Raw genomic sequence first — 23,587 nt, forward strand, 5'->3', positions numbered from 1 at the left:
ATGTCAAAACCAGGCGATTATCAAATGAATTTATCGGTGAAGATGTTCGGAAGTTTTGTTCGATGCAACGCAAGAGTCAATAGCAATCCTCTCTATCTAAAGATAATCTTAAGGAAGCGGCGTTTACCAACTTTCAGGAGGTATTCGGCGGGCTTCCCGGCTTTCAACTCGGTATTCTCATCGCTGATCTTGAGACCATCAAGAGAGACTCCCCCCTGCTTGATCAGCCTGATCGACTCGCTCGTCGATTTCGAGATGCCGGCTTCCACCATCAGTTTTGCCAGCCAGATGTTCTCCTTGCCGCACTTCCTGACGAGCTCATCCATTTCTTCTGGCGTTTCTTTTTTCGCAAAGACCTTCTCAAACTCCCGCTCCGCCTTCTCGGCAGCATCGCGACTGTAAAACTCTTCGATGATCTTCTTCGCAAGGTCCGACTTTGCCTTCTTTGGGTGTAGCTTCTTGTGCGTCACGTCACTCTTCATCTTCTTTATTTCGTCAAGGGTAAGATCACTCAGAAGCTCGTAATATCTCCACATCAGTTCATCCGAGATCGACATGATCTTCCCGTAGATTTCTTTCGGGGGCTCGTCCACGCCGATGTAGTTACCGAGAGATTTGGACATCTTCTCGATGCCATCGGTCCCCTCGAGGAGCGGGGTCGTGATGACGACCTGGGGATCGAGCCCATACTCCTTCATGATCTCCCTTCCCACGAGGAGGTTGAAAAACTGGTCGGTTCCCCCGAGCTCGACATCCGCCTTCAGAGCGACGGAATCATATCCCTGGGCTAGCGGATAGAGAAATTCATGGATGCTGATGGGATGGCCACTTGCATACCTCTTCGCGAAATCATCCCTCTCGAGCATTCTGGCGACTGTGTACTTCCCGGCGAGCCTGATTAACCCCTCGCTTCCCAGAGCACCGAGCCAGCGGCTGTTGAAATCGATTATTGTCTTCTCGGGATGCAGGATCTTGAAAGCCTGCTTCTTGTATGTCTCCGCGTTGGCGAGGATCTCCTGCCGCGAGAGCTGCGGCCTTGTCTTCGATCTCCCTGTCGGGTCTCCGATCATTCCGGTAAAATCACCGATGAGAAAGATGACGCTGTGCCCCATCTCCTGGAAGTGCCTCATCTTCCTCATGAGGACGGTGTGTCCCAGGTGAATGTCTGGTGCGCTCGGGTCGAAGCCAACCTTTACCTTTAGCGGCTCCCCCGTCTTGAAGGAATTGGCAATCTTCTCTTTGAGCTCGTCCTCCCGGACGAGATCGACGATCCCCTTCTTCAGGTAGGCAAGTTGCTCATAAACCGGCTTGAACTTCAAATCCTCACTCCTCCTCTTTCCCAGAGGTTTCGCTGAATTATACATTTTGAACTTATATACAGCAATCACTTTCAAAGAATGAAACCGTTCTCCTTAAGGCTCAGGAAGCCGCCATCGGCAATGATGACATGGTCGTATAGTTCGATTCCCATGATATCGGATGCCTGCTTGACGGTTTTCGTGAACTCGATGTCGTCGTTGCTTGCCTGGAGCGAGCCTCCAGGATGGTTATGGACAAGGATGAATCCCAGCGCCAGATTGCTGATGGCAGGCTGGAGGATCTCCCGCGGATGTGTTCTCGTCGTGTTCAGGCTTCCGACCGAGATCGTTTCCTTCCTGATAATCTGATTCTGAGCATTCAGGTAAAGGGCACAGAGGTGCTCTTTCCTGGCTTTCCTCAAATCCTTGAACTCCCTGTAAACATCCTGTGGCTTGGTGATCCTGCTGATGTCATCTTCTTTAATGCTGAAGATCCTCCTTCCCAGCTCGAAGGATGCTATCAGACGGCATGCCTGCACCTTCCCCACACCTGAATTCTTTCTCCACTCATTCACATCGACTTCGGGAAGAGTCGTCAGCCTATACTTCTTCAGGATTTTATCGGCGATCCTGAGGACGTTCTCCTTCCTGGTTCCTGTGCCGAGCAGAATGGCCATCAGTTCCGGGTTGCTCAGAGAGGAAACGCCATAGCTGATTAGCCTCTCCCTCGGCTGCAGCGACCTGGGGAGCTCCTTGATCTTCGTTTTCTCAAGATTGTTCTGCATATCGAAATCCTCCACTCCGCCAATTCTGGCTCCGCATCACTCCCCTTCCCACAAGGGGAGAGTCATTAGAGCCTTGTTATCAAAAAGCATGTTTTGGAGGAGGAAGATAAATTTTTCAGGGGAGGCAAAAACTCGAGGAGGCTATTGGGAAATCATGACTCTTCTTCCATCGATCTTCAATTTTCCGTCGAAGAAGAGTCTCACCGCTTCCGGATATATCCTGTGTTCTTCTTCAAGGATCCTGGCGGCAAGAGTTTCCGCCGTATCATAATCCAGGACGGGGACAATGGCTTGAAGGATAATCGGTCCATGATCGACCTTCTCATCCACGAAATGGACGGTGCAACCAGAGAACTTGACACCCCAATCAATGGCTTTCTGCTGGACGTCCAGGCCGGGGAAGGCCGGAAGAAGTGCCGGGTGGATATTCATGATCCTCCCCTGAAACTCCTGCACGAAGCAAGGGCTCAAAATTCTCATGTAACCCGCAAGGCAGACTAGATCGACATTCCTACTCTTCAGCTCCCGAACCATCTTTGCGTCATGCTCTTCTCTCGTCTTGCTCTCACGGTGGTCTATGACAATGGTTTCCACGCCGAAGCTCCTAGCCTTCTCCAGCCCTGGCGCATCTTTTTCATTGCTGATGACGAGAGAGACTTCAGCATTGGTTTTCCCGGCTTTACAGGCTTCGATGATTGAAACCATGTTGCTTCCCCTGCCAGAAATCAGAATCCCTATCCTGCCTTTAGCCATGCCTCAACTTATACAGTTGTCCCTCTTGCCGTTTTCCCTGTTACAATTCAATCATCAAGGGTGCGGGTTCTATCGGATGGTAATTCTCTTTTCGCCTTTGTCTATCTCACCGATCAGGCAGAACTTCTCCTGAACCTGTTTCATCTCATGTTCGAATGCATCGTAAGAATCTTGCGCTATCACTAGAGCCATCCCGATTCCCATATTGAACGTCCGGTACATCTCTCGGTCTGCTATGTTCCCGACCGCCTGCAGGTAAGAGAATATCGGCGGGATATACCATCCCCCTTTTCTTATTCTTGCGACAACCCCATTCGGAATGATCCTGGGGATATTGTCATACAAGCCGCCGCCGGTGATATGCGCCATCCCCTTGACCAGGCCTTTTGAGACGGCATGCTTCAACTGATTGTAGTAGCATCGATGCGGCTGGAGGAGTTCCTCGCCTACCGTTCTCCCGAACTCTTCCACATAGGAGTCACACTTCAGTCCGGCAACCTCAAAGATCACTTTCCTTGCAAGAGAGTAACCATTGGTGTGAAGACCCGAAGAGGGAAGTCCGATTATCAGGTCATCTTCGACGATGGTGCTTCCATCTATGATACTGTCTTTCTCAACAACGCCACAGATGAAACCCGCCACATCATACTCTCCTTCCCTGTAGAAATCAGGCATCTCGGCCGTTTCTCCGCCAATTAGGGAGCATCCTGTTTCTTTACACCCTCGAGCGATCCCTTTGACAATCTTTTCGAGTACAGCCGGGTTGAGCTTACCAGAGGCGATATAGTCGAGGAAGAAGAGCGGGGTAGCCCCTTGAACGAAGATGTCATTGACGCAGTGGTTGACAAGGTCCAGTCCTATCGTGTCATGAATGCCTGTCATGAAAGCGACCTTCAGCTTCGTCCCCACGCCATCAACACTAGAAACGAGGATCGGCTTTTTGAACTTCTTCTTATCCAGCGAAAAGAGTGCCCCAAAAGTCCCGAGCTCCGCCAGGACCGATTTCGAATACGTACTCTTGAGAAGCCCCCTTATGCGGTTCAGGACTTCCGCCTGGGCATCTATGTCCACGCCAGCATCTTTATAGCTCAACTTCTTCTTTTTCATATGCAAATAAAGGTGTTAATTGAATGGCTTTAAATTGGCTTCCAATAATCGACAGCCATTATCACACACCGCTATGTTATTGTCAATTTCGTGCGACATGAACCCTCACCTTTTCACCTCGGTTTTTCAAAGAGGAGAAGCTGGGAAACATCCTCCTGGGGGAAATCTACGGGATACTTGCAAGTATAGCAGGCTGTGCAGAATTCGTTTTTCCCATTCTCCACGGCGCGGAACATTCCATCGAGGCTGAGATAACCGAGAGAATCGGCACGCACGTACCTGCAAATCTCAGGGATCGTATGCGAGGAAGCGATGAGTTCAGATCTTAAAGGAGTGTCGATACCATAATAGCAAGGTGATTTAGTCGGAGCGCAGGAGATTCTCAGATGGACCTCTTTGGCTCCCGCCTCCCTCACCATTGAGACGATCTTCCTGCTGGTTGTCCCCCGGACTATGGAATCATCGATCAGGATGACTCTCTTCCCCTTAAGAAGCTCCCGGACGGGGTTGAGCTTCACCTTGACCCCGAAGTGCCGGATCGCCTGCTTGGGTTCGATGAATGTCCTCCCCACGTAATGGTTCCTGATGAGGGCGAATTCCATGGGGATCCCGGAATGCTCTGAGAATCCGCTGGCCGCGCAAACGCCCGAATCTGGAACCGGAACGATAAGGTCCGCATCAACCTCGGTCTCTCTCGCCATTTCGACACCCAGCCTCTTTCTCACTATGTTGACCGTCCTCCCGAATAGAAAGCTGTCCGGCCTGGCGAAATAGATGTACTCGAAGATGCACTGGGTCGCCTCCAGACGATGAGGCAGCCTGTACGATTTCATTCCATTGCTGTTAAAAACGACGATTTCCCCGGGTTCAATATCTCTCTGGAACTGCGCGCCGATCAGGTCGAATGCGCAGCTCTCGGAGGCGACAACGTAAGAGCCATCGAGCTTTCCGATCGATAGAGGCCTGAAACCCCTTGGATCCCTGACGGCTATCATCTTATCTTTCGTGAGGAAGGCAAGGGAAAAGGCTCCAGTCAACTGGTTCAGGGCATCAACGATGGCATCCACCAGATCTTTTTCTTTGGATCTGGCTATAAGATGAAGGATAACCTCGGTATCGGATGTCGATTGGAAAATTGAGCCGTCCCGTTCCAACTCGCTCTTTATGACTCCACCGTTGACCAGGTTTCCGTTATGGCTGAGGGCGATTTCTCCCTTATTACAACTTATCTTTATAGGCTGGGCATTGGTTATCTTGCTTTCACCTGCGGTTGAGTACCTGACATGGCCGATTGCTGCCTCGCCTCGCAACCTTTTGAGGTTGGCCTTCTGGAAGACCTCCGCCACGTATCCCATGCCGACTTCGCGGTGCAGTTTGAGGGCATCCGATGAGACGATGCCGGCAGATTCTTGCCCCCGGTGCTGGAGACCATAGAGCCCCAGGTAGGTTATGTTGGCGGCCTCCCTGTGCCCGAAAATCCCGAAAACTCCGCACTCTTCCTTGAATTTGTCCCGGGATAAGTCAGATAAGTAATCGAACTGCATATCTTAAATTCAGAAAGGCGGCCGGAAGAGCCGCCTTGTATAAAATATGATACTAAACGGGCATTCTTTCGGCAATCTTTTTCGCCAGGGCATTCTTCCAGAGGTCATACAGCAATTTCGATTTGATGTCTATCAGCTTCTCTCCATCGGAGTAAATAGTGAAGTCCTCTCCCCCGACCTTCCCAATGATCCAGTATGGAATCTCCACCTTTGCCGCTATTCCTTCAAAGGTACGCAGATTTCTCTCTGGCAGGGAAACGATGATCCGCGACTGTGTTTCTCCAAAGAGGAGAGAATCGGGTCTGATGGCAGAGGAATCCGTTGCGGCGGTTGAAGACAGGTTAACTTCAGCGCCGAAGACCATTTCATCTGAGAAACAGCACTCGGCAAGCGCAACGGCAAAGCCGCCGTCGGAGCAATCGTGAGCAGAATTAAGGATTCCCATCGAGGCTGCCTGCCTCACGCAATCTTGAACTCTCTTTTCAAACACAATATCGAGCGAGGGAACTGGTCCTGCCTGAATGTTGTGGATTAGCCGAAGATACTCGCTTCCACCGAATTCATCCCTGTTATAACCAAGGAGCATGATGAGATCTCCTTCCCTCTTGAACCACTGGGTCAGGTGCAGCCTCACTTCATCCAAGAGGCCTGCCATCCCAATTGTCGGCGTCGGGAAGATAGCTTTCCCCTCCGTCTCGTTGTAGAAGCTGACGTTCCCGCTGATCACTGGAATATCAAGGAACCTGCAGGCATCGGCAATCCCGATCACAGCTTCCGAGAACTGCCACATGATCTCCGGTTTTTCCGGGTTTCCGAAGTTCAGACAGTCGGTGATCCCGAGGGGGCGCGAGCCAGCACAGGAAAGGTTTCTAGCCGCTTCGGCAACGGCAAGTTTCGCCCCTTCGTAAGGGTTCAGATAGCAGTACAGGGGATTGCAATCGGTCGTAATGGTTATCCCCAGCTTCGTCCCCTTCACTCTGATGACTGCGGCATCGGAACCAGGAGTGACGACCGTATTCGTTCGGACCGAATAGTCATACTGATGATAGGCCCATTCTTTCGATGCTATGTTCGGTGATGAGATGATCTCCCTCATCGTCTCATTAAGATCATCCGGTACAGGAATCTTTGAAAGATTGAATTTTTTCACTTCCACCAGGTATGCCGGCTTTTTCATCGGCCTGTTGTACACAGGGGATTCTTCAGCCAGCGGCTTCGCGGGAAGAGAGACTACTCTTTTCCCCTCATGCATGACTGTGACCATCCCGTCGGAAGTGACTTCCCCTACGATTTCCGCATCGAGATCCCACTTCCTGAATATTTCCAGGACATTGTCTTCCTTTCCCTTCCTGGCGACAAGCAGCATCCTCTCCTGGGATTCAGAGAGCATGATCTCATATGGGATCATCCCTTCCTCTCTCCTCGGAACTTTATCGAGATCTATGAGGATGCCGCTTCTTCCGCGGCTTGCCATCTCGAAGGTAGAGCAAGTCAGTCCTGCCGCACCCATGTCCTGGATTCCGACAATGCAGTCCGTCTTCATCAATTCAAGGCAGGCCTCGAGAAGTAGCTTTTCGGTAAAGGGGTCACCGACCTGCACAGTCGGCCTCTTCTTTTCTGCCTCTTCTCCGAATTCCGCCGAAGCAAGCAGTGATGCTCCGTGTATCCCATCCCTTCCAGTCTTTGAGCCGACATAGATGACAGGGTTTCCTGCCCCGGATGCCCTGCCAAAGAAGATCCTATCTTTCCTTGCGATTCCCAGGTTGAAGACGTTGACGAGAATGTTGCCGTTATAACAGTCATTGAATGAGATTTCTCCCCCTACGGTTGGAACGCCGATGCAGTTGCCATATCCTCCGATCCCTGCGATGACACCCGACAGGAGATATCTCGTCCTGGGATGCGAGAATGAGCCGAATCGCAGGGAGTTCATCGAGGCTATTGGCCTCGCTCCCATGGTAAAGATATCCCTAAGGATGCCGCCGACCCCGGTCGCCGCTCCCTGATAGGGCTCGATGAATGAGGGATGGTTGTGGCTTTCCATCTTGAAGACAGCCGTCAGGCCCTCTCCGATATCAACTATCCCGGCATTCTCCCCAGGACCCTGGAGAACATGCGGAGCCTTCGTCGGGAACTTCTTCAGGTGCACTCTCGAGCTCTTGTAAGAGCAGTGCTCGGACCACATGACGCAAAAGATGCCGAGCTCCGTATAGGAGGGATTCCTGCCGCAGATCTCCAGCATCTTCACGTATTCCTGATCTGTGATCCCGTGCTGATCAGATAGTGTTTTCGTTACTTCCGGTTCCTCCTTCATCCCTTATCCCTCGCTTTATGATTTCCCATCAATTTGGAACCCTTAGTCATTGCCCGACACTTGCCGAGAGCAACTGAGCAAACTCCTCACAATTTTCTCCAATCCTATTATGAAGATTGTTGAATACCTTCGAGATGGTTGACGATTGACTGGAAGATCAGACGTCCATCAATGTTGCCGAGAATTGCTTCCGAACATCTTTCGGGATGAGGCATCATCCCCAGGATGTTCCTCTTCTCGTTGCATATTCCGGCGATGGCCTCGATGGCACCATTGTAATTTGCCTCGTCCTTGGCGTTTCCATCACGGTCGCAGTAACGGAATATCACGCGTCCTTCCCCGTTCAACATCCTTAACGTCTCATCATCTGCAAAGTAGTTCCCTTCCATATGCGCAATCGGAATCCTGAATCTGTCCCCTACATTGAAGAGACCGGTAAATGGTGTCTGTTTGTTTTCGACTCGCAGGTAAACGTCCCGGCATATGAACTGGAGATTCCTATTCCGAAGCATGGCTCCGGGTAGAAGTCCCGCCTCAAGGAGTATCTGGAACCCGTTGCAGATGCCGATGACTGGACCACCTTTTTTAGCGAATTCCATCACTTCCCGCATCACAGGGGAAAATTTGGCGATGGCTCCGCACCGGAGATAATCTCCGTAGGAGAATCCACCGGGAAGTATGATGCAGCTATAAGGGGAGAGATCGACATCCTTGTGCCAGAGGAATTCAACATCGACATGGAGTTCATGCTTGAGGACATGGTAAGTATCATGATCGCAGTTGCTTCCCGGGAAAACGACGATACCAAACTTCATATCTGCTTATCCTCATCCAGCTCGAACCGGTAGTCCTCGATTACTGTATTGGCAAGAAGGCGCCTGCACATCTCGTCGAGCCTCTTCTTCGCCTCCTCGACCCGGATATTCCCGAGCCTGACGACCATGTACTTTCCCAGCCTTACATCCTCCACTTCCTGGTAACCAAGGGAATGAAGCGAGTTGCAAACAGCCTTTCCCTGCGGGTCCAGAACCCCGTTCTTCAGAGTCACGTAAACTCTTGCTCTCATCTCAGTATTTCCCTCCCTGGGGCAGAGAATCGTATTGTGCATCTTCTCGTGCAACCAAATCTTGTCAATTTACTTTCCATAGACTCGTTTGAAGATTTTATCGATATTTTTCAAGAAGATTCTTAGATCAAAGATCCGGTCGATCTCATCCGGGGTCAGCATCTTTCTGATGTCACTGTCCTTCTTGATCAGGGTTTTGAAATCTAGATCTTCCTTCCAGACCTTCACGGTGTTTCTCTGGACCCAGCGATAGGCCTTCTCCCTGCTCGCCCCTTTTCGTGTGAGCGCAAGGAGGAGCGCCTGCGAGAAGATGAGCCCTCTTGTTACGCCGATGTTTTGCAGCATTCTTTCGGGATAGACTATAAGATTCTTCACTATCTCAGTAAATTTCGCGAGCATGTAATCCATGAGGATAGTGCTATCTGGAAGGATAATCCTCTCCACGGAGGAGTTTGAAATATCCCTCTCGTGCCAGAGCGGGATGTTCTCGAGCGCTGCGAAGGCGTTCCCCCTGATTACACGCGCGAGCCCGGAGATCTGCTCGCATGAGATGGGGTTCCTCTTATGAGGCATGGCAGAGGAGCCCTTCTGTCCTTCCAAGAAGTACTCTTCTACCTCTCTGATCTCCGTCCTCTGAAGATTCCTGATCTCAATGGCAAACTTATCGAGCGATGAGGACATTATGGCAAGGACAGCCAGAAGGAAAGCGTACCGATCCCTCTGGATGATCTGACTGGAGACCGGCGCCGCCTTGAGTCCCAGCTTTCTGCAAACTTTCTCCTCTACCTCAGGAGAAAGATGTGCAAAAGCCCCTACGGCACCGGATATCTTCCCGACCATCAGCCCCTCTCTTGCAGCTTCAAGCCTCTGGATGTTCCTCTTCATTTCCTCATACCATAGCGCCAGTTTCAACCCGAATGTGATCGGCTCGGCATGAACCCCGTGAGTCCTACCCATCATAGGCACATCTTTGTATTCGAGGCTCTTCTCCTTGATTGCTTTCAAAAGGGCCCGGGTATCGTCGAGAAGGATGTTACAGGCTTCTCTCAGCAGGAGGGCATTGGCGGTGTCGACCACGTCATAGGATGTCAATCCTTGATGGATGAAACGTGAGGACTTGCCAACCTTCTCGGCAATGCTCGTCATGAAGGCGATGACGTCATGTTTGACTTCTTTTTCTATCTCTTTGATCCTCGTCAAATCGAAGGAAGCCTTCCTCTTTATGTTCTTCAAGTCGGCATCAGGAATCTTTCCCTCTTCATTGAGGATCTCGCATACGGCGATCTCGACATCAAGCCATTTCCTGAACTTGCTCTCGTTGCTCCAGATGGAAGCCATCTCCGGTCTTGAATACCTATCTATCATCTTCTAACCTCAGAGTTCTATCATTTCGGATAGTTGATCCTGATATGAAGCCATGATTCTCAAGTTTTTCGCCCCTCTCCTGTGCGCTGCCTTTCTTGCCATTTGCACTGCCTGCCCGGGAGAGTTGTTCACCTCGCTCAGATGGGCAAGCATGAGAAATCTCGTGTCGGCATCGACGATCTGTTCAACCAGTTCTGCCATCGATTCGTTGGAGAGATGTCCGAGCCTCCCAATGAGCCTCTCTTTCAGAAACCATGGGTAGGGGCCGTTCAGAAGCATTTCAGTGTCATGATTCGCTTCGAGGATGATCCCATCGGAATCCTTCATCCTCTCGACAACCAGCTTCGAAGGATAGCCGAAATCGGTAGCGTAGGAAAGCTTCAACCTGTTTGCTTTTATGATAAAACCAAAAGTCGATTCCGCATCGTGAGGAAGAGAGAAGGGATGGATCTTTATCTCCCCTATCTCAAAGGGAATCCCTGCTTCGATACAGTGGAAGGAAGATAGGTCATCCTCGATGATTCCCGAATCTTCAAAAGATTTCTCTGAAGAGTAAAGGTTCATGCGATACTTCTTTGAGAAGAGTCTCAAACCTCTGATATGATCGCTGTGCTCGTGTGTGACGATGACTCCAGCCAGGGACGGAGGGGCTATCCCGGCCTGCAGGAGCCTCCTCTCCAGCCCTCTGGCGCCGAAACCGGCATCGATTAAGATCCTCGTCCTTCCGGACTGCAGGAAGGTACTGTTCCCCGAACTCCCGCTCCCCAGTATCCTTACTTTCAGTTTCAACCCCCGCTTGAAGCCTGAAAACTTATCGTCCTTTCTCTTTCAAGATGTCGCTGGCAGATACAAAAAGCCGGTATTTGCAATCATCCATCATCCAGTATGTCCAAAGCCGCCTGAACCCCTTTTTGTAGATGGGAGATCATCGACCTGGATAAGTTCGACCTTCGGCACTTCAGAGACGACCATCTGAGCTATTCGCTCTCCCCTCTTCAGCTTGATCGGTTCCCTCCCCAGGTTGATGGCAATGACTTTGATCTCCCCTCTGTAATCTGAATCGATGGTCCCTGGTGAATTGACCATGGTCAGACCAAACTTCAGCGCCGTTCCGCTCCTTGGTCTCACCTGCGCCTCGAAGCCTTCCGGAAGCGCTATGGCAAATCCTGTCGGGATTACAACCCTCTCCCCCGGTTTGATCATAACTTCATCTTCGATGCAGGCTGCAAGATCGAAACCGGAACTCCCATCGGTGGCAAACGATGGGATGGGAAGGTCATCGTTTCCCTGGCACCGTTTTACAAGAACCTTAACCTTCTTCATATAATCAGAATTCGAGTTCTTCCTTTCTTATCCTGAACTTCGAGAATTTTCCCAGAGCAGCCAGAGTCAGATGACTGTTGTTGAATATCCTGAAGCCAAGCTCCTGTATGTCTTTCGCCTTCACGGAATCGACACCCTTGAGAACTTCGCTCAGGGAAAACTGTCTGCCAAAATAGAGCTCATTTCTTGCGATGTTCGACATCCTGCTCGAAGTACTTTCGAGGGAGAGCATGAGACTCCCTTTAAGATGTTCCTTGGCAACTTTCAATTCGTTGGTAGAGATAAGCCTCTTCTTCAGGTTGACTAATTCCTGGATGATGAGCCTCAGGACTTCTTTGGCTGACCCGGGGTTCGTTGCAGCATAGACCATCAAGAATCCCGAGTCCACGAACGTGTTGACGCCGGAGAAGATAGAATAGGCAAGCCCCCGTTTCTCTCTGATGTTCTGAAAGAGCCTGGAGCTCATGGCCCCCCCCAGAAGGGTATTCAGGACGAGAAGCTGATATCTCTCTTCAAAGCTTCTCGGGAAGGCATCCATTCCGAGACAAAGGTGGAGTTGCTCCAGTTCGTTCTTCTTCCTCTTCACGATGGCGAAGTGGGGCTTTGGCGCCTTTAACTCTGTTTGGCTATCCTGGCCGGATAGCGAGCCGAAACTTTCTTCGACCATGGAAAGGATCTTCCTGTGATTGAGATTCCCTGCCGCGGCAATGAGGATGTTCCCGGGAGAATACCTTTTTCTGAAATAGCCCATTAACCTCTGATCGGTGATTTTAGCTATCTTCTCGACCGTTCCCTGGATCGGATTCCCCAGGGGATGTCCCTTCCAGAAGTTTTCCATGAAGATATCATAGACGAGCTCATCGGGCGTATCCTCCACCATCTTGATCTCCTCGTAGATTACCTTTCGCTCTTTTTCGATATCCTCATGATCTAATCTGGGATGAAGGACGATATCCGATAGCAACTCGAGAGCGACTGGAAGATGCTCATCCAGGATTTTGGCATAAAAGCAGGTATACTCCTTTGAAGTGAAGGCGTCGATCTGACCACCGATGGAATCGATGATGAGTGCGATCTTCTTGCCTGATTTGCTTTCAGTTCCCTTGAAGAGGAGATGTTCTATGAAATGCGAAATCCCGTTTTCCTCCGGTCTTTCGTGTCTGGACCCCTTTTTTAGCCAGACACCGAGAGTGATCGATCTCACATCGGGCATTTTTTCGGTTATGACCGTCAAGCCATTCGATAGTATTTCCTTTTTTATCATATAGTTAGATCTTTGTTCATCGGAAAATTTCGATCAGCGGGAATCTATCTTGAGGGCAAAGTATATCATACCCCACCCATTTTGAAAATCTCTTTAATCCTTTTGAAGCTGCCTATTTTTTATGGAAATCTTGGCCCCTGAGCGACACTTGCCAGGAGCAGATGAGCGCTACCAATGGCGCGGCCGCCCACCCACGTTCTTCTGGTCCTTCTCCTGCTGTTGCTGATACTCCAGGAGGTCAAATATGGAAAACAGCCACTCATTGTAGTACTCTTTCTTGCGATACTGCTTGAACGCCTTCTCCGCGCTCTTGGAAACAACGCCTGCTATCTGCAGACCAGCAATCTTTCCACCACTCGTTTGGAGGCCCTGCGGCATGCGTTGCAGCGGCATACCCCTCTCCTGGAGTCCTGCTGGCAATTGCCCCTCAATGGGTGGAGCGTTGGGATTGATCAACCCTTTTCCATCTGGAGAAAGGTAGAGAAGATTCCATTCTCCATCCGGGGACAGTGGATCTCTATAAAGCTTTCTCAAGTACCGCTGATGCCTTTGTCCCCTCTCTGTAAGCTCCTTGAGATCCGTGGGGAGCCTCCCACGGTCTTTCCTGAAATTCTTGAGCGCGATCGCGTATTCCCAGCCCCGGAAAATCAGCTCTTCCTCCTTTTCTCTCTGGAGGACTGTACTCCACGACTGGGCAGCAACGGTGAGCAGAATCATGGAAACGGCTACCGCTATGACGAGGGTTAGTAGCAGATGTCCTCTCTCTGAATCCAGTATTCTATGTATTGGGTGATGACATTTCATTTTCAGACTCAAGTCGGTTCGTCTGACCGATTAGACGAAGATTTATCAGGTCAAGCAACGCATTTGAATTCATTCAATGGTTACTTTGCAAATGTCGCTGCTCTCTTTTCCTCCATCGTCCGTGACGGTAAGTGTCACGAAGTACTGGCCGGTCATGTTATACGAGCAGATCCCCAAGGAGTTTGGATTCTGCTGTGTTCCAGTGGGATAAGTTGTACCATTGCCGCACAGCCAGAAGTAATGGACGATCGACCCGTCTTCATCGTAAGACCCGCTTCCATCCAGTTTGACGGTAACGTTCCCCGACGACGGGAGCTTTGTCCTCTGATCGGCACCCGCATCAGCCGTTGGAGGAAGGTTATCAACGACGTTTTCAATGATGTAATCCTGATCATAGGCGCCACTGTTATCATAGACGGTAAGCTTCACGATGACGTTCTGTTCCTGATTGTATTCCCTGAGCAGTGAGGGAACGGCTGGATCATATGGAGTAGGATCGGGGGGGACCTTCTCCGGCGGATCGATATCCGGATACAGTTCCCATTTGTATCCAATGATACTCCCATCGGAGTCCACCGATCCACTGCCATCGAACGTTACGTTCCTGCCGGTCTTGACGGGATTCGGTTCGGCTGTAAGAAGAACGGTTGGCGCCTTATTCCCGCTTCCCACGGCGACCTGGATCTCCGCGGTGGCACTTCCAGACCTTGCGGTCACCTTCGTCGTTGCATTAGTCTTCAATGTATCCCTGGCTATTCCGTTGGAATCGGTCATAACCGCATCGCCATTCGATGTAAGGCTTCCCGTCGGTGAAGCGGAGAATCTAACCCCGACACCCTTCACGGCGTTGAAGGATCCGTCAAGGACCTGTGCAGTGATGACCGACGTTCCGAATCCGCTTGTATCGGGACGAATCGTATCGGGATTGGCAGAGAGAAGGATCGTCGATTCATCAGGAGCCGTCGGGTCGCTCTTTTCACAGGTCCAGAGCGGCAGCATAGCCAGAGCAAAGAGAGCAATAATGCCTGCCTTTCTCATGTTTAATCTCCTTATGTTGCTTTCATGTTATTCTTAAAGTATCTATCTCTTTTCATGACAGGATGTCATCGTCCATCCTATCCCTATTTCCCAAGCGCTCAAGGCACACTGCTCACCACTTCCTGACAGTGGCCTGCATCATCCGTTGCCAGATTATTATCAGTCACGGTGAGGAATACGATCATGGTTTGTGCATGATCGAAGCTCTTCACGAACATGGAAATATCACTTCCCTCAAGCGTTTCCGACGGTGGATCGAGCATCGGATCGGGTCTGTCGGGAATCACCCCGATATCACATTGATGATCGTACCAGAATTCCCATTTATAGTTCGTGATTGTGCCATCTACATCACCCGATGTAGTTCCATCGAAGACAGCATTTCTGTTGACCTCAACGGGGTTGGGTTCGGTGATGATCCTTGCCGTGGGAGGTTCATTCTCCAAAACATAAGGGATTGTGAGCGTTGCCGTTGCGCTTCCGGATTGAACCGTGATCGTCGTGCTCCTGTCGTTGATCAGGATATCAGTCGCCCTTCCTTCCGAATCAGTCTTGATCGGATGCCCATCGGATTGAAATCCTCCTTCCGTTCCGACCGGGTTTGCCGTGAAGAGAACTCCAATCCCCTGCATGGGGACGAAGGAGGAATTGACGACACGGGCCGTCACGGTCGTTGCTCCATATTCGGCGCCGGGGAGGTTACTTCCGTTCCCGGCCAGAATGAAATCGGGTTCCGCATTGACGTAGATGAGAAGATCTCCAGTATCCGATACATTGCCTTCTTCACAGGAGAGAACCGGAAGCAGGATCATGACGAATAAGATAAAGATTCCTTTTCTCATGTTGGTCTTGCAACCTTTCTATCTTTCTTACCATTCCGAATATGGAACTCCATCGAGACCGACTCCTTCGGCTCCGCTTCTGACATCTATGATCCCCTGTTCACCCATCGGGTCATCGGTGATTTCAGAGTATTCGAATTGCCATGTGTCTGCCGATTTCGTCATCGGGTCGGTGGGAATCACCCGGATATATTTTTCCTCGACGAGAACCTGAAGGTCCGTAGGATATTTCCCCTTGTCCGCGTAATACTGATCGATGCAATCCCTCAGTATGTAGAGATCCTCTTTCAGGACGGCCTCCTTCGCCTTCTGGATGGCGTTCTTGTACTGAACTGCGGCAACCGTCACGATAATCCCGATGAGCGCCACAACGATGAGAAGCTCGATGAGCGTGAATCCCTTTTCCTTCATTCCTTTTGTCCCTGTAAGGAATCGAAACTCTGGTTTCATATGAGTCAAAAACTTCCCTCTTTTATTACCAATCTTTATACTTCGTTCCGTCGAGTGCCGTGTCGTTGCTCTTCGTGTAAATATCGAAGATGTTCTCGCCGCCCCAGAACTCTGAGTCCGGTTCGTCCCGGCTCGATCGAAATCCCCATTCAGTGGTGCCGGTCATGGGGTCAACCGGTATTCGTCTCAGGAATTTGGCCTTTCTCTCGACTGCCAGCCCCAGATCAATCCCCTCGACGAGAGTCTCCAGATCCGGAGGGTAAAGATCTTCATTGTCTGCATCGAGCTGCTGTCTGACGCCGGGAAACCTTGATGCAAGCTCATGAAACTCATCGATCGCCATCCTTATCTCCCTCAGTGCCCTTCTCAATTCGATCTCCTTCTGCTTCTTGATGATGTTCCTTCCGACGGGCATGGCGACGGAGGCGATTATGAGCATGATGGCGACGACGCAGATGAGTTCGATGATCGTAACCCCGCATCGCCCGCTTAATTTCACCTTCCAGAGCATTAGTTACCTCAGGAATTAATCGATCCGGGTCGTCTTGCGTCAATAAGAAAGATACCTCGAAATTGATTCATATGCATGAGTCACTTCCCGGGTTGAATGACGAGGTTCACCGACGAGAAGGTAGCCCTCAAGTTCTGTGCCTTCGGGTCCTTCACGCTCTGTCCGCTGAACTCAAAAGAGCATGGACCGTCGCTCACGGCAAGAAACTGCAGCACGCACAGCGTTCCGCTCCCAGACGCGCCCGTCTGGCTTCCAATTCTGGAGATCCCGACGATGATCTCTCCTCCGCTGGCCGATTCCGATGCAATGAAGACTGTGCTTGTACCATCCGCGTTAAGGAAATTCCCCTCAATGCCGGGAGGCACGAACTCCAGGACCTGAGGATTGAATCTCAGATGGAAGGGAACCGAGCCGACGTTGGATGCCCCTTCTATAACGATGCTGAGACTGATCGTATCACCGATGCTGTACGTGGGCTTCGATGGAACGATGGAGACCCGTGCCATGCCTGTCAGTTTTTCAGGCTCCTCTGCCAGCGGCTCGGGCGATTCAGGCTCCTCTGCCTCCGGTTGTTTCAGAGCCTCCTCTTCGACTTTTGGAGGCGGAGCTTCCTCAGGTATTCTCCTTTCTCGCGGTCTTGCTACTGCGCCAGGAGCGGCCGGCCGTTGTTGAATGGTTACTATTGGAGTCTCCTCAGGTCCACTGAACGGAGTCTCACCGGCGGCGTTCCTCGTGCTCCCACGCAGGCGCATGTTCTCATCTGTTCCTACCCACAGGGCCATGAGATCGTCTTCCCTGATGTCAGGAATCCTGATGATGTGTGGCGTGAGCGTGAGCACGATATCCATCTCAGAATTTTCAATGGAATTCTTTCCAAATATCCTTCCCAGGAATGGAAGGTCGCTGACGCCCGGAACTCCGCTAAGCGAATTGATGTCATCCTTCTTTATGAGTCCTGCCAGCATGTTCGTTTCGCCATCCTTGAGCCTGATCACCGTCTTAATGTCCCTCTCGCCGATGATCGGCTGGCTGACACCATAGGACCCCGTTACCTGACCTGTAAGGGAGCTAACCTTCACCTGCACCTTCAGCGTGATCTCCTTATTGTGATGGACCCTTGGTTCGATGTTCAGCTCGATGCCTACATTCTGATAGGTGAAGGAGGTCAGGGGCACGATATTCCCACCAATGGTCTGGGCAGTGCTGAACGTAGTCGTCGGTATCGGCACCCTGTCCCCGATGTGGATCTCCGCCTTCTCCCCTTCCGCCACTCTCAGTTGTGGCTTGGAGATCGTTTTCGTATCAGAATCGGATTTCAGAAAGTCAAGCATGATACCTGGGATGGGACCGACGAGCCATGCCGACTGTTGCTTCAGAAGCCTCAGGTTATTCATCGGAATTGCATCCTCTGCGCCGTAGGTCACACCGATTGTCTTGGCCGTCAGGTCGAGGCCGAGGTTCTGGATGATTTTTCTATTTATTTCTAAAAGCTCCACGTCGATGATGATCTCCGCCTTGGACTTGTCGTTTGCCTCGATGATCTTTTCCGCAATCTCAACCTTTTCTGGCGTGTCCTTGATTGTGATTGAATTAAGCATGCTGTTGTCAGCAATCTGTCTGGTGTTGAGCAGTGTGCGGACCAGAGCGGAAACCTGCTTCGGATCGGCATTCGAAAGATAGAAGGTCCGGATGACGTTGTCTTCGTACTCCTGCCTCTTCTGTTTGTTGTCCGGCGCGATGAGCAGAGTGTTTTCATCGATTACCTTATAGAAGTGCTTGTTGGTCATCATGAGGATGTCCATCGCTTTCTCGAAGGAGATGTTGGCAAGATCTATGTCTATCTTCCTTTGGAGGTCCACCTTGTCGTCGTAGATGAAATTGATCCCGGAGACCTTCGATAGGATGTCGTAAATCTTCCCTACGGTTTCCTCTTTGAATTTCATGGCGATAGGTTCCTGGGAGCGGGGGTTTAGCTTTGGAGGAGCCAGTGCTTCTCTTTTCGCGCGCGCCTTCATCTCCTCGATCTCAGACACCGGTACCGCCTTCTTCTCCAGTAACTTCATTGCCTTCTCGAGTTCGTTGAAAGCATACTGGTTGGAAGGGTCCAGGGCGACGGTCTGTTGAAGCTCCGCGATGGCGAGCTCGATCTGCCCCGAGTCGAGATATTTTTTCCCCTTCTCGAAGTGGATGGCCGAGGCTTTGATCTTGGCCCTCGCCAGAGCCACGCTGTATCTCGTGTTGCCGGGATCCATGGCCAGCGCCTTGGAGTATCCGATGACCGCTTTATCCCAATCCTCCCTCTTGGCATTCTTCTCGGCCTTCCTGTAAGCGTTCTGCGCTGCGCAGGATGCAAGGAAGAGCACCACTAAAAGCAGTGTGGCAAACTTGAAGATTTGCTTCATATTCACGATGACACCCCTTGAATGATCAAATTTACGTTTCATTTTCCAAAGGGCAGGACCTTCTTCTGATCCCGCCACTCATCTCTTACGTATCCCATGACGAGAGAATCGAAATCGATCTTGATGATCATGAACTGGTCTTTGACGGTTTCCCCCTCTTTTCCGAAATAGAGATCCTTACCTTCTTCCAGGACTGCGATCTTATCCTCAGGTTTTCCAAGATACCCTATGAACTTGAAGTTGATAGGCGGGGCGGGAGGTGGAGGAGGAGGAAGGAGGGCTCTCCGTTCGGCCTCCTTACGTTCTTCTTCCACCCTTATCTTTTCTTCCGCCTCCCTCCTCTTTCTCTCTTCTTCAGCTCTCCTCTGCGCTTCCTCCTGCAGCTTCCTGATCTCCTCCAGCTCCTGCGGAGTCGGCTTCGGCTTGTCATAGTTAAAGAGGTTTCTCCCCGCAGGATCATAGACCGCGCTGTTGTGAGCCAGCAAGTCAATCCTCAGAGCGGGAACATCGTACCTGATTGGGTTCTCTTTCATGAGCCCCCTTTCCACGGACTTAGCGACGGCCTTCGGCTTGCCACCGAAAAGGGAATACTGGCTAACCTGGAAGTAGAGGACAACGAAGAAGGTAACTGCAACGATTACCAGAAGGATCTGTTTGAAAGTGACCTTTTTCATCACCGTTAGATTCTTCTCCTCATCTTTCGCATCTCATTTCGCATTTCAGAGAGATATGGAGCGTTGAAGAAAGTGGAGAGCTGGATGTTGAGCTGGAGGATCACTCCTCCCTCCTTGGCAGTCCTCAGAAATACCCTGTCGATGATCATGAAATTCGTGGAATTCTCTATCTTGTTGATGAACTGCCTCAGATTACCGTATGTCCCCGTCATCGGCAGAGAAATGGAGAAGCGCTCCACCCCCTCCTTGGGCATCTCTTCGTTATCGTAAGAGACGCTCTCCGGATTGATGCCAAACTCATTGGCGATGGATACGATCTCAAGCTGGATATCAATCATCTTCTGATCTTTTGTGGAAAGAATCTTCTCGTAGAATTGCTTAATTGACCTCTCAGTTTCTTCTATTCGTGCCAGTCTTTGCTCCAGTTCAAGAACCATCGCCTTTTTCTTGTCGAGGGCCTGCATCGTGGGATTGCTATCGGCATTCAGAGAGCGATAGCCAGATATGGCCAGCCTTGTGAAGAAGATGAAGAAGAGGATGTTCAGAACAAAAGCGGCCAACAGAATTACGATGATCGTCCCGCTTTCCCTCCTTATGTCGAAACCGTTTGTTTTTCTGGTCGTTTCTGGTGCTGCCATTTATTCTCCTTCGACCCGGCCAGTTTTCATGGCCTCTTCGCCAGTCATACTGGACGTTGATTCCTCACCTTCCGGAATAGAAGCTTCCCTGAAGGAGCTCTCACCAGATGCACTATAAAAAGCCTCTTTCTCTTTGAAGATGTCTTCCATATCTTTCCCTACCTGATTGTACTCAAAGGCCAGAGAAAACGTCAGATCGGAACCTTCCACAGATCGGTAGCTTTCGGGGCGAACTCTGCTGAAGCTGGGACTTGCCTGAAGGTTTTTTTCGAATTCAAAGAAGCTCTTCAGATCCTTTGCCAGGCCATCGACTCTCACCTCAATCCCTCTCTCCTTGAAAATCGGCCTGATGGACTGCATCCTGATGGAGTAGGGCATCACTTCTTCCAGTTTATTGAAGAGGTCGGTCCAGAAGAACTTCCGCATCAGGATGATATCGTTTGCGAAGATCGCCTCCTCGGTGATTTCCCTGGTATCCTTCTTTGAGATGATGTCTTTGATCCTCTGGGCTCTTTTCTCCAGATTGTTCACCTCATCCTGGCTTGTGGAAAGAACGCCGGTGATCTCCCCGCGGAGGGTTCTAAAATGCATGAAGAAGTATATGTTAAGCGTCGTTATCACGAGAAGCAAGAAGATCAGCATCCCGTGGAAGAGACAGAACATCATGTTGTTCCTGAAAGGATTGCTCGCAAGGTTGATTTCTAACCGGTTCATTCGATTCTCCCAACTATGGCACCTATGGCGGGTGTCAGCTTCTGTTTCGACTCGTGATCGCAGTTCGGGAACCCGTCAAAGTGGACGATGGCCGAAGGATCGATGATCTCATATTCCTCCAGACCGATCTCTCCTACCAGGCTTACGATCCTCTCTGCCGGGTAACTGGCTGATCGGATATAAACCTTTTCTAGACCCTTGCCGGACAGTTTTTCGGAATAGTAGGACAGGGACGTCGTCAGCTCCCGTTTCAGAGATCGCATCACCTCATCCTCATCCATGCCTTCGTGGGCCTGGTAGTTCTTGCAGCGGAAGAACATCATGTTCCCCTGGCGGAAGATCAGGAAGGTGAAGTAGTTGCAGGAAAAATTGAGGAGCGCAATGTCTGTCATCTCCTCCATGGCTCGACGATACAGATTGTGGATCCCGAAGGTGGCGATGTCGATCAATCCTGCTCTCATGTCCATCTCCTGAAACAGCTCTTCGTACTGCCTGAGGATACTCTTGAGCATGAGCGAGACAAGGATGACCCTCTCGCGATCATTCGCTGTGTTACCCAGCACCTGGTAGGAGATGTTAGCATCTTCCAGCTTGAAGGGAATGGATCTCTTCAATTTCCACTTAATCATCTCCATGAGCTGCCTCCTGTTAGAGGGGATCTCCTGGAAATTGAGAAGCGAGACACGGACGATGTTGTCCGGGATAACGAGGGAGAGCCTGGGTGTCTTGAAGCCGATCTGGAAGAGGGCATCCTTGATGACCTTCATAAGAGCCTCCCTGTCATGTATCTCCGGATGGAAGATGGACTGACCGACAGCATCCTCGGGAAGCGCTTTGATGATGTAGTTCCCCAGATGCCATCCATCCTTCTCTTTTCGCATCCGGACCAGAACCAGGTACTTCCTGCTCACTTCAGCCGCGAACACCGGGTAGCTCGGCTTGAACGGCGATATTCTGTCCAGAAAATCCAGACTCAAATGCGGTTTTTTAAATTCGAATTTCAAATGCTCCTCACTCCACAAATGTCACTTTGTTGATCTCTCTCAGGGTCGTCTGCCCCTCGAGGACCTTCTCGACTGCTGATTCTCTCAGGAAGGTCATCCCCTCTTCTTTGGCTGCTCTCTTTATGTCTGCAGCCGGCCTCTTTTCGATTATCATCTCTCTGATCCTGTCCGACATGTCGAGAAGCTCGGCAATGGCCGTTCTCCCCCGGTATCCCGTTCCGCCACACTCGATGCATCCTCGTCCCTCATAGAAGCTGTAGTTAATATAGATCTTTGGATCCAACCCGGATTCCTCGAGCATCTCTGCCATGATATTCGACTTCTGCTTGCAGGATGGGCAGATGAGCCTAACGAGCCTCTGCGCCAGGACGCAGTTCAGAGCGGAGACGAAGTTGTATGGTTCCACCTTCATGTTAAGGAATCTGCCAAGCACGTCGACAACGTTGTTGGCATGGACTGTCGTGAAGACGAGGTGTCCGGTAAGCGCGGACTGTATGGCGATCTGCGCAGTCTCTTCGTCGCGGATCTCTCCGACCAGGATCTTGTCAGGGTCGTGTCTCAGGATCGACCTCAAGCCCCTCGCAAAAGTCAATCCTTTCTTCTCGTTGACCGGTATTTGCGTGATCCCGGGAATCTGATATTCCACCGGATCCTCGATCGTGATGATCTTGTCCTCTTCGTTCTTGATTTCAGAGATGGCTGCATAGAGGGTCGTCGTCTTTCCGCTACCTGTCGGCCCCGTCACAAGGACCATACCGTAAGGTTCCGTGATGAACCTCCTCAATCGCTTTAGCTCTTTCTCGCTGAAGCCGAGGACGCTGAGATTCAGCTGGGCGAATTGCTCGTTGGCCGATTCCTTATCGAGGATACGGATAACGGCATCTTCCCCATGAATCGAGGGCATGATGGAGACACGGAAGTCAATCGCCTTCCCTTTCACCCTCAATTTGAAGCGCCCGTCCTGCGGGATCCTCTTCTCCGAGATGTCTAGCTCGGACATGACCTTGATGCGTGAGATGATTGTCGAGTGGAACTTCTTATCAATCGGTTCCATCGCCTGGTAGAGGACCCCATCGATCCTGTACTTTATTACGACTTCCCGCTCCCTCGTTTCGACATGGATGTCGCTGGCCCGCCTCTGGAGTGCATTGAAGATGGTAGAATCAACAAGCTTGATGATTGGACTCTGATCGCTGGTTAGCTTGTCGATGGTGAGCGTCTCCTCGCCTTCCTCTTCGTCCTGGAGGATCTGGAGCTTGAATTCCTCTGTGGCTTCATCGAGGACCCGCTGCGAGCTCTCGCTCTTTTTCAGGATGTCTTGTATGGCAGATTGCGTCCCGACTGTCACCTCGATGTCCATTCCAAGGAGGAGCTCCAGCTCGTCAATCATCAGGACGTCCGTTGGATCGGACACGATGATGACGAGGTGGTTGTTCTCCCTTCTGTAAGGTACAAAGTTGTACCGGAACATGAGATCCACGGGGATCATCCGGAAGAGCTCTGAATCAAACTGGAAATTGTGCAGGTCCACATATTCGATTCCCAGTCTTTCCGCCAACTTCTGCGCCTGATATTCCTCGGAGAGGACCTCCTCCTGGCCTCCCGCATATTCACCGCTCTCCGGGAGCAGGTCCTTGAGAGACTGGAGTGTGCTCTCTTTTTCCGCTGTCTTCTTCACTTTATTTGCCATC

At 50.9% G+C, this 23,587-nt stretch carries 23 protein-coding genes; all 23 read right to left on the minus strand.

What is annotated here, in order from left to right; translation table 11 throughout:
• Nucleotides 1-92 precede the first annotated feature (92 nt).
• The 23 genes from tyrS to AB1756_00370 all read right to left on the minus strand — a co-directional run bounded on the left by tyrS (nt 93) and on the right by AB1756_00370 (nt 23,586).
• Nucleotides 93-1,319 (minus strand): tyrosine--tRNA ligase, encoded by a 1,227-nt coding sequence (gene tyrS, locus AB1756_00260; GenBank protein ID MEW5805784.1) that lies wholly within the window; start codon nt 1,317-1,319, stop codon nt 93-95.
• Nucleotides 1,320-1,390: 71 nt separating this feature from the next.
• The gene (gene radC / locus AB1756_00265; protein MEW5805785.1) at nt 1,391-2,083 is read right to left on the minus strand and encodes a DNA repair protein RadC; all 693 of its coding nucleotides are present in this window, start codon (nt 2,081-2,083) and stop codon (nt 1,391-1,393) included.
• A 141-nt stretch (nt 2,084-2,224) separates the two neighbouring features.
• A complete protein-coding gene (purN, locus tag AB1756_00270; GenBank protein MEW5805786.1) occupies nt 2,225-2,836 on the minus strand; it encodes a phosphoribosylglycinamide formyltransferase in 612 nt (203 codons plus the stop codon).
• A gap of 69 nt (nt 2,837-2,905) precedes the next feature.
• Nucleotides 2,906-3,928 (minus strand): phosphoribosylformylglycinamidine cyclo-ligase, encoded by a 1,023-nt coding sequence (purM, locus tag AB1756_00275; protein ID MEW5805787.1) that lies wholly within the window; start codon nt 3,926-3,928, stop codon nt 2,906-2,908.
• A gap of 128 nt (nt 3,929-4,056) precedes the next feature.
• Nucleotides 4,057-5,487, minus strand: a complete 1,431-nt coding sequence (gene purF / locus AB1756_00280; protein ID MEW5805788.1) for an amidophosphoribosyltransferase — start codon at nt 5,485-5,487, stop codon at nt 4,057-4,059.
• Between the two features lie 52 nt (nt 5,488-5,539).
• Nucleotides 5,540-7,801 (minus strand): phosphoribosylformylglycinamidine synthase subunit PurL, encoded by a 2,262-nt coding sequence (gene purL, locus AB1756_00285; GenBank protein ID MEW5805789.1) that lies wholly within the window; start codon nt 7,799-7,801, stop codon nt 5,540-5,542.
• Between the two features lie 107 nt (nt 7,802-7,908).
• On the minus strand, nt 7,909-8,616 hold the full coding sequence (purQ, locus tag AB1756_00290) for a phosphoribosylformylglycinamidine synthase subunit PurQ (protein MEW5805790.1): 708 nt from the start codon (nt 8,614-8,616) through the stop codon (nt 7,909-7,911).
• Complete coding sequence (gene purS / locus AB1756_00295) at nt 8,613-8,867, minus strand: phosphoribosylformylglycinamidine synthase subunit PurS (GenBank protein MEW5805791.1); 255 nt, start codon at nt 8,865-8,867, stop codon at nt 8,613-8,615. The genes purQ and purS overlap by 4 nt, the downstream gene beginning before the upstream one ends.
• 69 nt (nt 8,868-8,936) lie before the next feature.
• Nucleotides 8,937-10,232, minus strand: coding sequence for an adenylosuccinate lyase (gene purB / locus AB1756_00300; protein MEW5805792.1), 1,296 nt, complete (start codon nt 10,230-10,232; stop codon nt 8,937-8,939).
• Between the two features lie 9 nt (nt 10,233-10,241).
• A complete protein-coding gene (locus tag AB1756_00305) occupies nt 10,242-11,021 on the minus strand; it encodes an MBL fold metallo-hydrolase (protein ID MEW5805793.1) in 780 nt (259 codons plus the stop codon).
• Between the two features lie 87 nt (nt 11,022-11,108).
• Nucleotides 11,109-11,555: a dUTP diphosphatase gene (dut, locus tag AB1756_00310; protein ID MEW5805794.1), complete on the minus strand. Its 447-nt coding sequence runs from the start codon at nt 11,553-11,555 to the stop codon at nt 11,109-11,111.
• A gap of 4 nt (nt 11,556-11,559) precedes the next feature.
• Nucleotides 11,560-12,819 (minus strand): pitrilysin family protein, encoded by a 1,260-nt coding sequence (locus AB1756_00315; GenBank protein ID MEW5805795.1) that lies wholly within the window; start codon nt 12,817-12,819, stop codon nt 11,560-11,562.
• Nucleotides 12,820-12,987: 168 nt separating this feature from the next.
• Nucleotides 12,988-13,623, minus strand: coding sequence for a type II secretion system protein (locus AB1756_00320; GenBank protein MEW5805796.1), 636 nt, complete (start codon nt 13,621-13,623; stop codon nt 12,988-12,990).
• A gap of 69 nt (nt 13,624-13,692) precedes the next feature.
• Nucleotides 13,693-14,661, minus strand: a complete 969-nt coding sequence (locus AB1756_00325; GenBank protein MEW5805797.1) for a PKD domain-containing protein — start codon at nt 14,659-14,661, stop codon at nt 13,693-13,695.
• Between the two features lie 98 nt (nt 14,662-14,759).
• The gene (locus AB1756_00330) at nt 14,760-15,503 is read right to left on the minus strand and encodes a hypothetical protein (protein ID MEW5805798.1); all 744 of its coding nucleotides are present in this window, start codon (nt 15,501-15,503) and stop codon (nt 14,760-14,762) included.
• Between the two features lie 27 nt (nt 15,504-15,530).
• Nucleotides 15,531-15,953 carry a type II secretion system protein gene (locus AB1756_00335; protein MEW5805799.1) on the minus strand — a complete coding sequence of 141 codons (423 nt, stop codon included), beginning with the start codon at nt 15,951-15,953 and terminating at the stop codon, nt 15,531-15,533.
• A gap of 25 nt (nt 15,954-15,978) precedes the next feature.
• Nucleotides 15,979-16,464, minus strand: a complete 486-nt coding sequence (locus AB1756_00340; protein ID MEW5805800.1) for a type II secretion system protein — start codon at nt 16,462-16,464, stop codon at nt 15,979-15,981.
• An 80-nt stretch (nt 16,465-16,544) separates the two neighbouring features.
• The gene (locus tag AB1756_00345; protein MEW5805801.1) at nt 16,545-18,908 is read right to left on the minus strand and encodes a secretin N-terminal domain-containing protein; all 2,364 of its coding nucleotides are present in this window, start codon (nt 18,906-18,908) and stop codon (nt 16,545-16,547) included.
• Nucleotides 18,905-19,540, minus strand: coding sequence for a hypothetical protein (locus AB1756_00350; protein MEW5805802.1), 636 nt, complete (start codon nt 19,538-19,540; stop codon nt 18,905-18,907). Before AB1756_00350 ends, AB1756_00345 begins: the two co-directional genes overlap by 4 nt.
• A 5-nt stretch (nt 19,541-19,545) precedes the next feature.
• Complete coding sequence (gene pilO / locus AB1756_00355) at nt 19,546-20,178, minus strand: type 4a pilus biogenesis protein PilO (protein MEW5805803.1); 633 nt, start codon at nt 20,176-20,178, stop codon at nt 19,546-19,548.
• Nucleotides 20,179-20,892, minus strand: a complete 714-nt coding sequence (locus AB1756_00360; protein MEW5805804.1) for a hypothetical protein — start codon at nt 20,890-20,892, stop codon at nt 20,179-20,181.
• Entirely contained in the window at nt 20,889-21,896 is a 1,008-nt protein-coding gene (pilM, locus tag AB1756_00365) for a pilus assembly protein PilM (GenBank protein ID MEW5805805.1), read from the minus strand. The genes AB1756_00360 and pilM overlap by 4 nt, the downstream gene beginning before the upstream one ends.
• Before the next feature lie 7 nt (nt 21,897-21,903).
• Complete coding sequence (locus AB1756_00370; protein ID MEW5805806.1) at nt 21,904-23,586, minus strand: GspE/PulE family protein; 1,683 nt, start codon at nt 23,584-23,586, stop codon at nt 21,904-21,906.
• Nucleotide 23,587 lies beyond the last annotated feature (1 nt).

It is taken from the genome of Acidobacteriota bacterium (assembly GCA_040752675.1).
Classification (GTDB): Bacteria; Acidobacteriota; Polarisedimenticolia; order JBFMGF01; family JBFMGF01; genus JBFMGF01.

Bases quoted from the DNA above. Each gene is read 5' to 3' on its own strand.
- radC (MEW5805785.1), bottom strand. From the start codon at position 2,083: ATGCAGAACAATCTTGAGAAAACGAAGATCAAGGAGCTCCCCAGGTCG.
- purN (MEW5805786.1), bottom strand. From the start codon at position 2,836: ATGGCTAAAGGCAGGATAGGGATTCTGATTTCTGGCAGGGGAAGCAAC.
- purF (MEW5805788.1), bottom strand. From the start codon at position 5,487: ATGCAGTTCGATTACTTATCTGACTTATCCCGGGACAAATTCAAGGAA.
- purL (MEW5805789.1), bottom strand. From the start codon at position 7,801: ATGAAGGAGGAACCGGAAGTAACGAAAACACTATCTGATCAGCACGGG.
- purQ (MEW5805790.1), bottom strand. From the start codon at position 8,616: ATGAAGTTTGGTATCGTCGTTTTCCCGGGAAGCAACTGCGATCATGAT.
- purS (MEW5805791.1), bottom strand. From the start codon at position 8,867: ATGAGAGCAAGAGTTTACGTGACTCTGAAGAACGGGGTTCTGGACCCG.
- purB (MEW5805792.1), bottom strand. From the start codon at position 10,232: ATGATAGATAGGTATTCAAGACCGGAGATGGCTTCCATCTGGAGCAAC.
- dut (MEW5805794.1), bottom strand. From the start codon at position 11,555: ATGAAGAAGGTTAAGGTTCTTGTAAAACGGTGCCAGGGAAACGATGAC.
- AB1756_00315 (MEW5805795.1), bottom strand. From the start codon at position 12,819: ATGATAAAAAAGGAAATACTATCGAATGGCTTGACGGTCATAACCGAA.
- AB1756_00320 (MEW5805796.1), bottom strand. From the start codon at position 13,623: ATGAAATGTCATCACCCAATACATAGAATACTGGATTCAGAGAGAGGA.
- AB1756_00325 (MEW5805797.1), bottom strand. From the start codon at position 14,661: ATGAGAAAGGCAGGCATTATTGCTCTCTTTGCTCTGGCTATGCTGCCG.
- AB1756_00330 (MEW5805798.1), bottom strand. From the start codon at position 15,503: ATGAGAAAAGGAATCTTTATCTTATTCGTCATGATCCTGCTTCCGGTT.
- AB1756_00335 (MEW5805799.1), bottom strand. From the start codon at position 15,953: ATGAAACCAGAGTTTCGATTCCTTACAGGGACAAAAGGAATGAAGGAA.
- AB1756_00340 (MEW5805800.1), bottom strand. From the start codon at position 16,464: ATGCTCTGGAAGGTGAAATTAAGCGGGCGATGCGGGGTTACGATCATC.
- AB1756_00345 (MEW5805801.1), bottom strand. From the start codon at position 18,908: ATGAAACGTAAATTTGATCATTCAAGGGGTGTCATCGTGAATATGAAG.
- AB1756_00350 (MEW5805802.1), bottom strand. From the start codon at position 19,540: ATGAAAAAGGTCACTTTCAAACAGATCCTTCTGGTAATCGTTGCAGTT.
- pilO (MEW5805803.1), bottom strand. From the start codon at position 20,178: ATGGCAGCACCAGAAACGACCAGAAAAACAAACGGTTTCGACATAAGG.
- AB1756_00360 (MEW5805804.1), bottom strand. From the start codon at position 20,892: ATGAACCGGTTAGAAATCAACCTTGCGAGCAATCCTTTCAGGAACAAC.
- AB1756_00370 (MEW5805806.1), bottom strand. From the start codon at position 23,586: ATGGCAAATAAAGTGAAGAAGACAGCGGAAAAAGAGAGCACACTCCAG.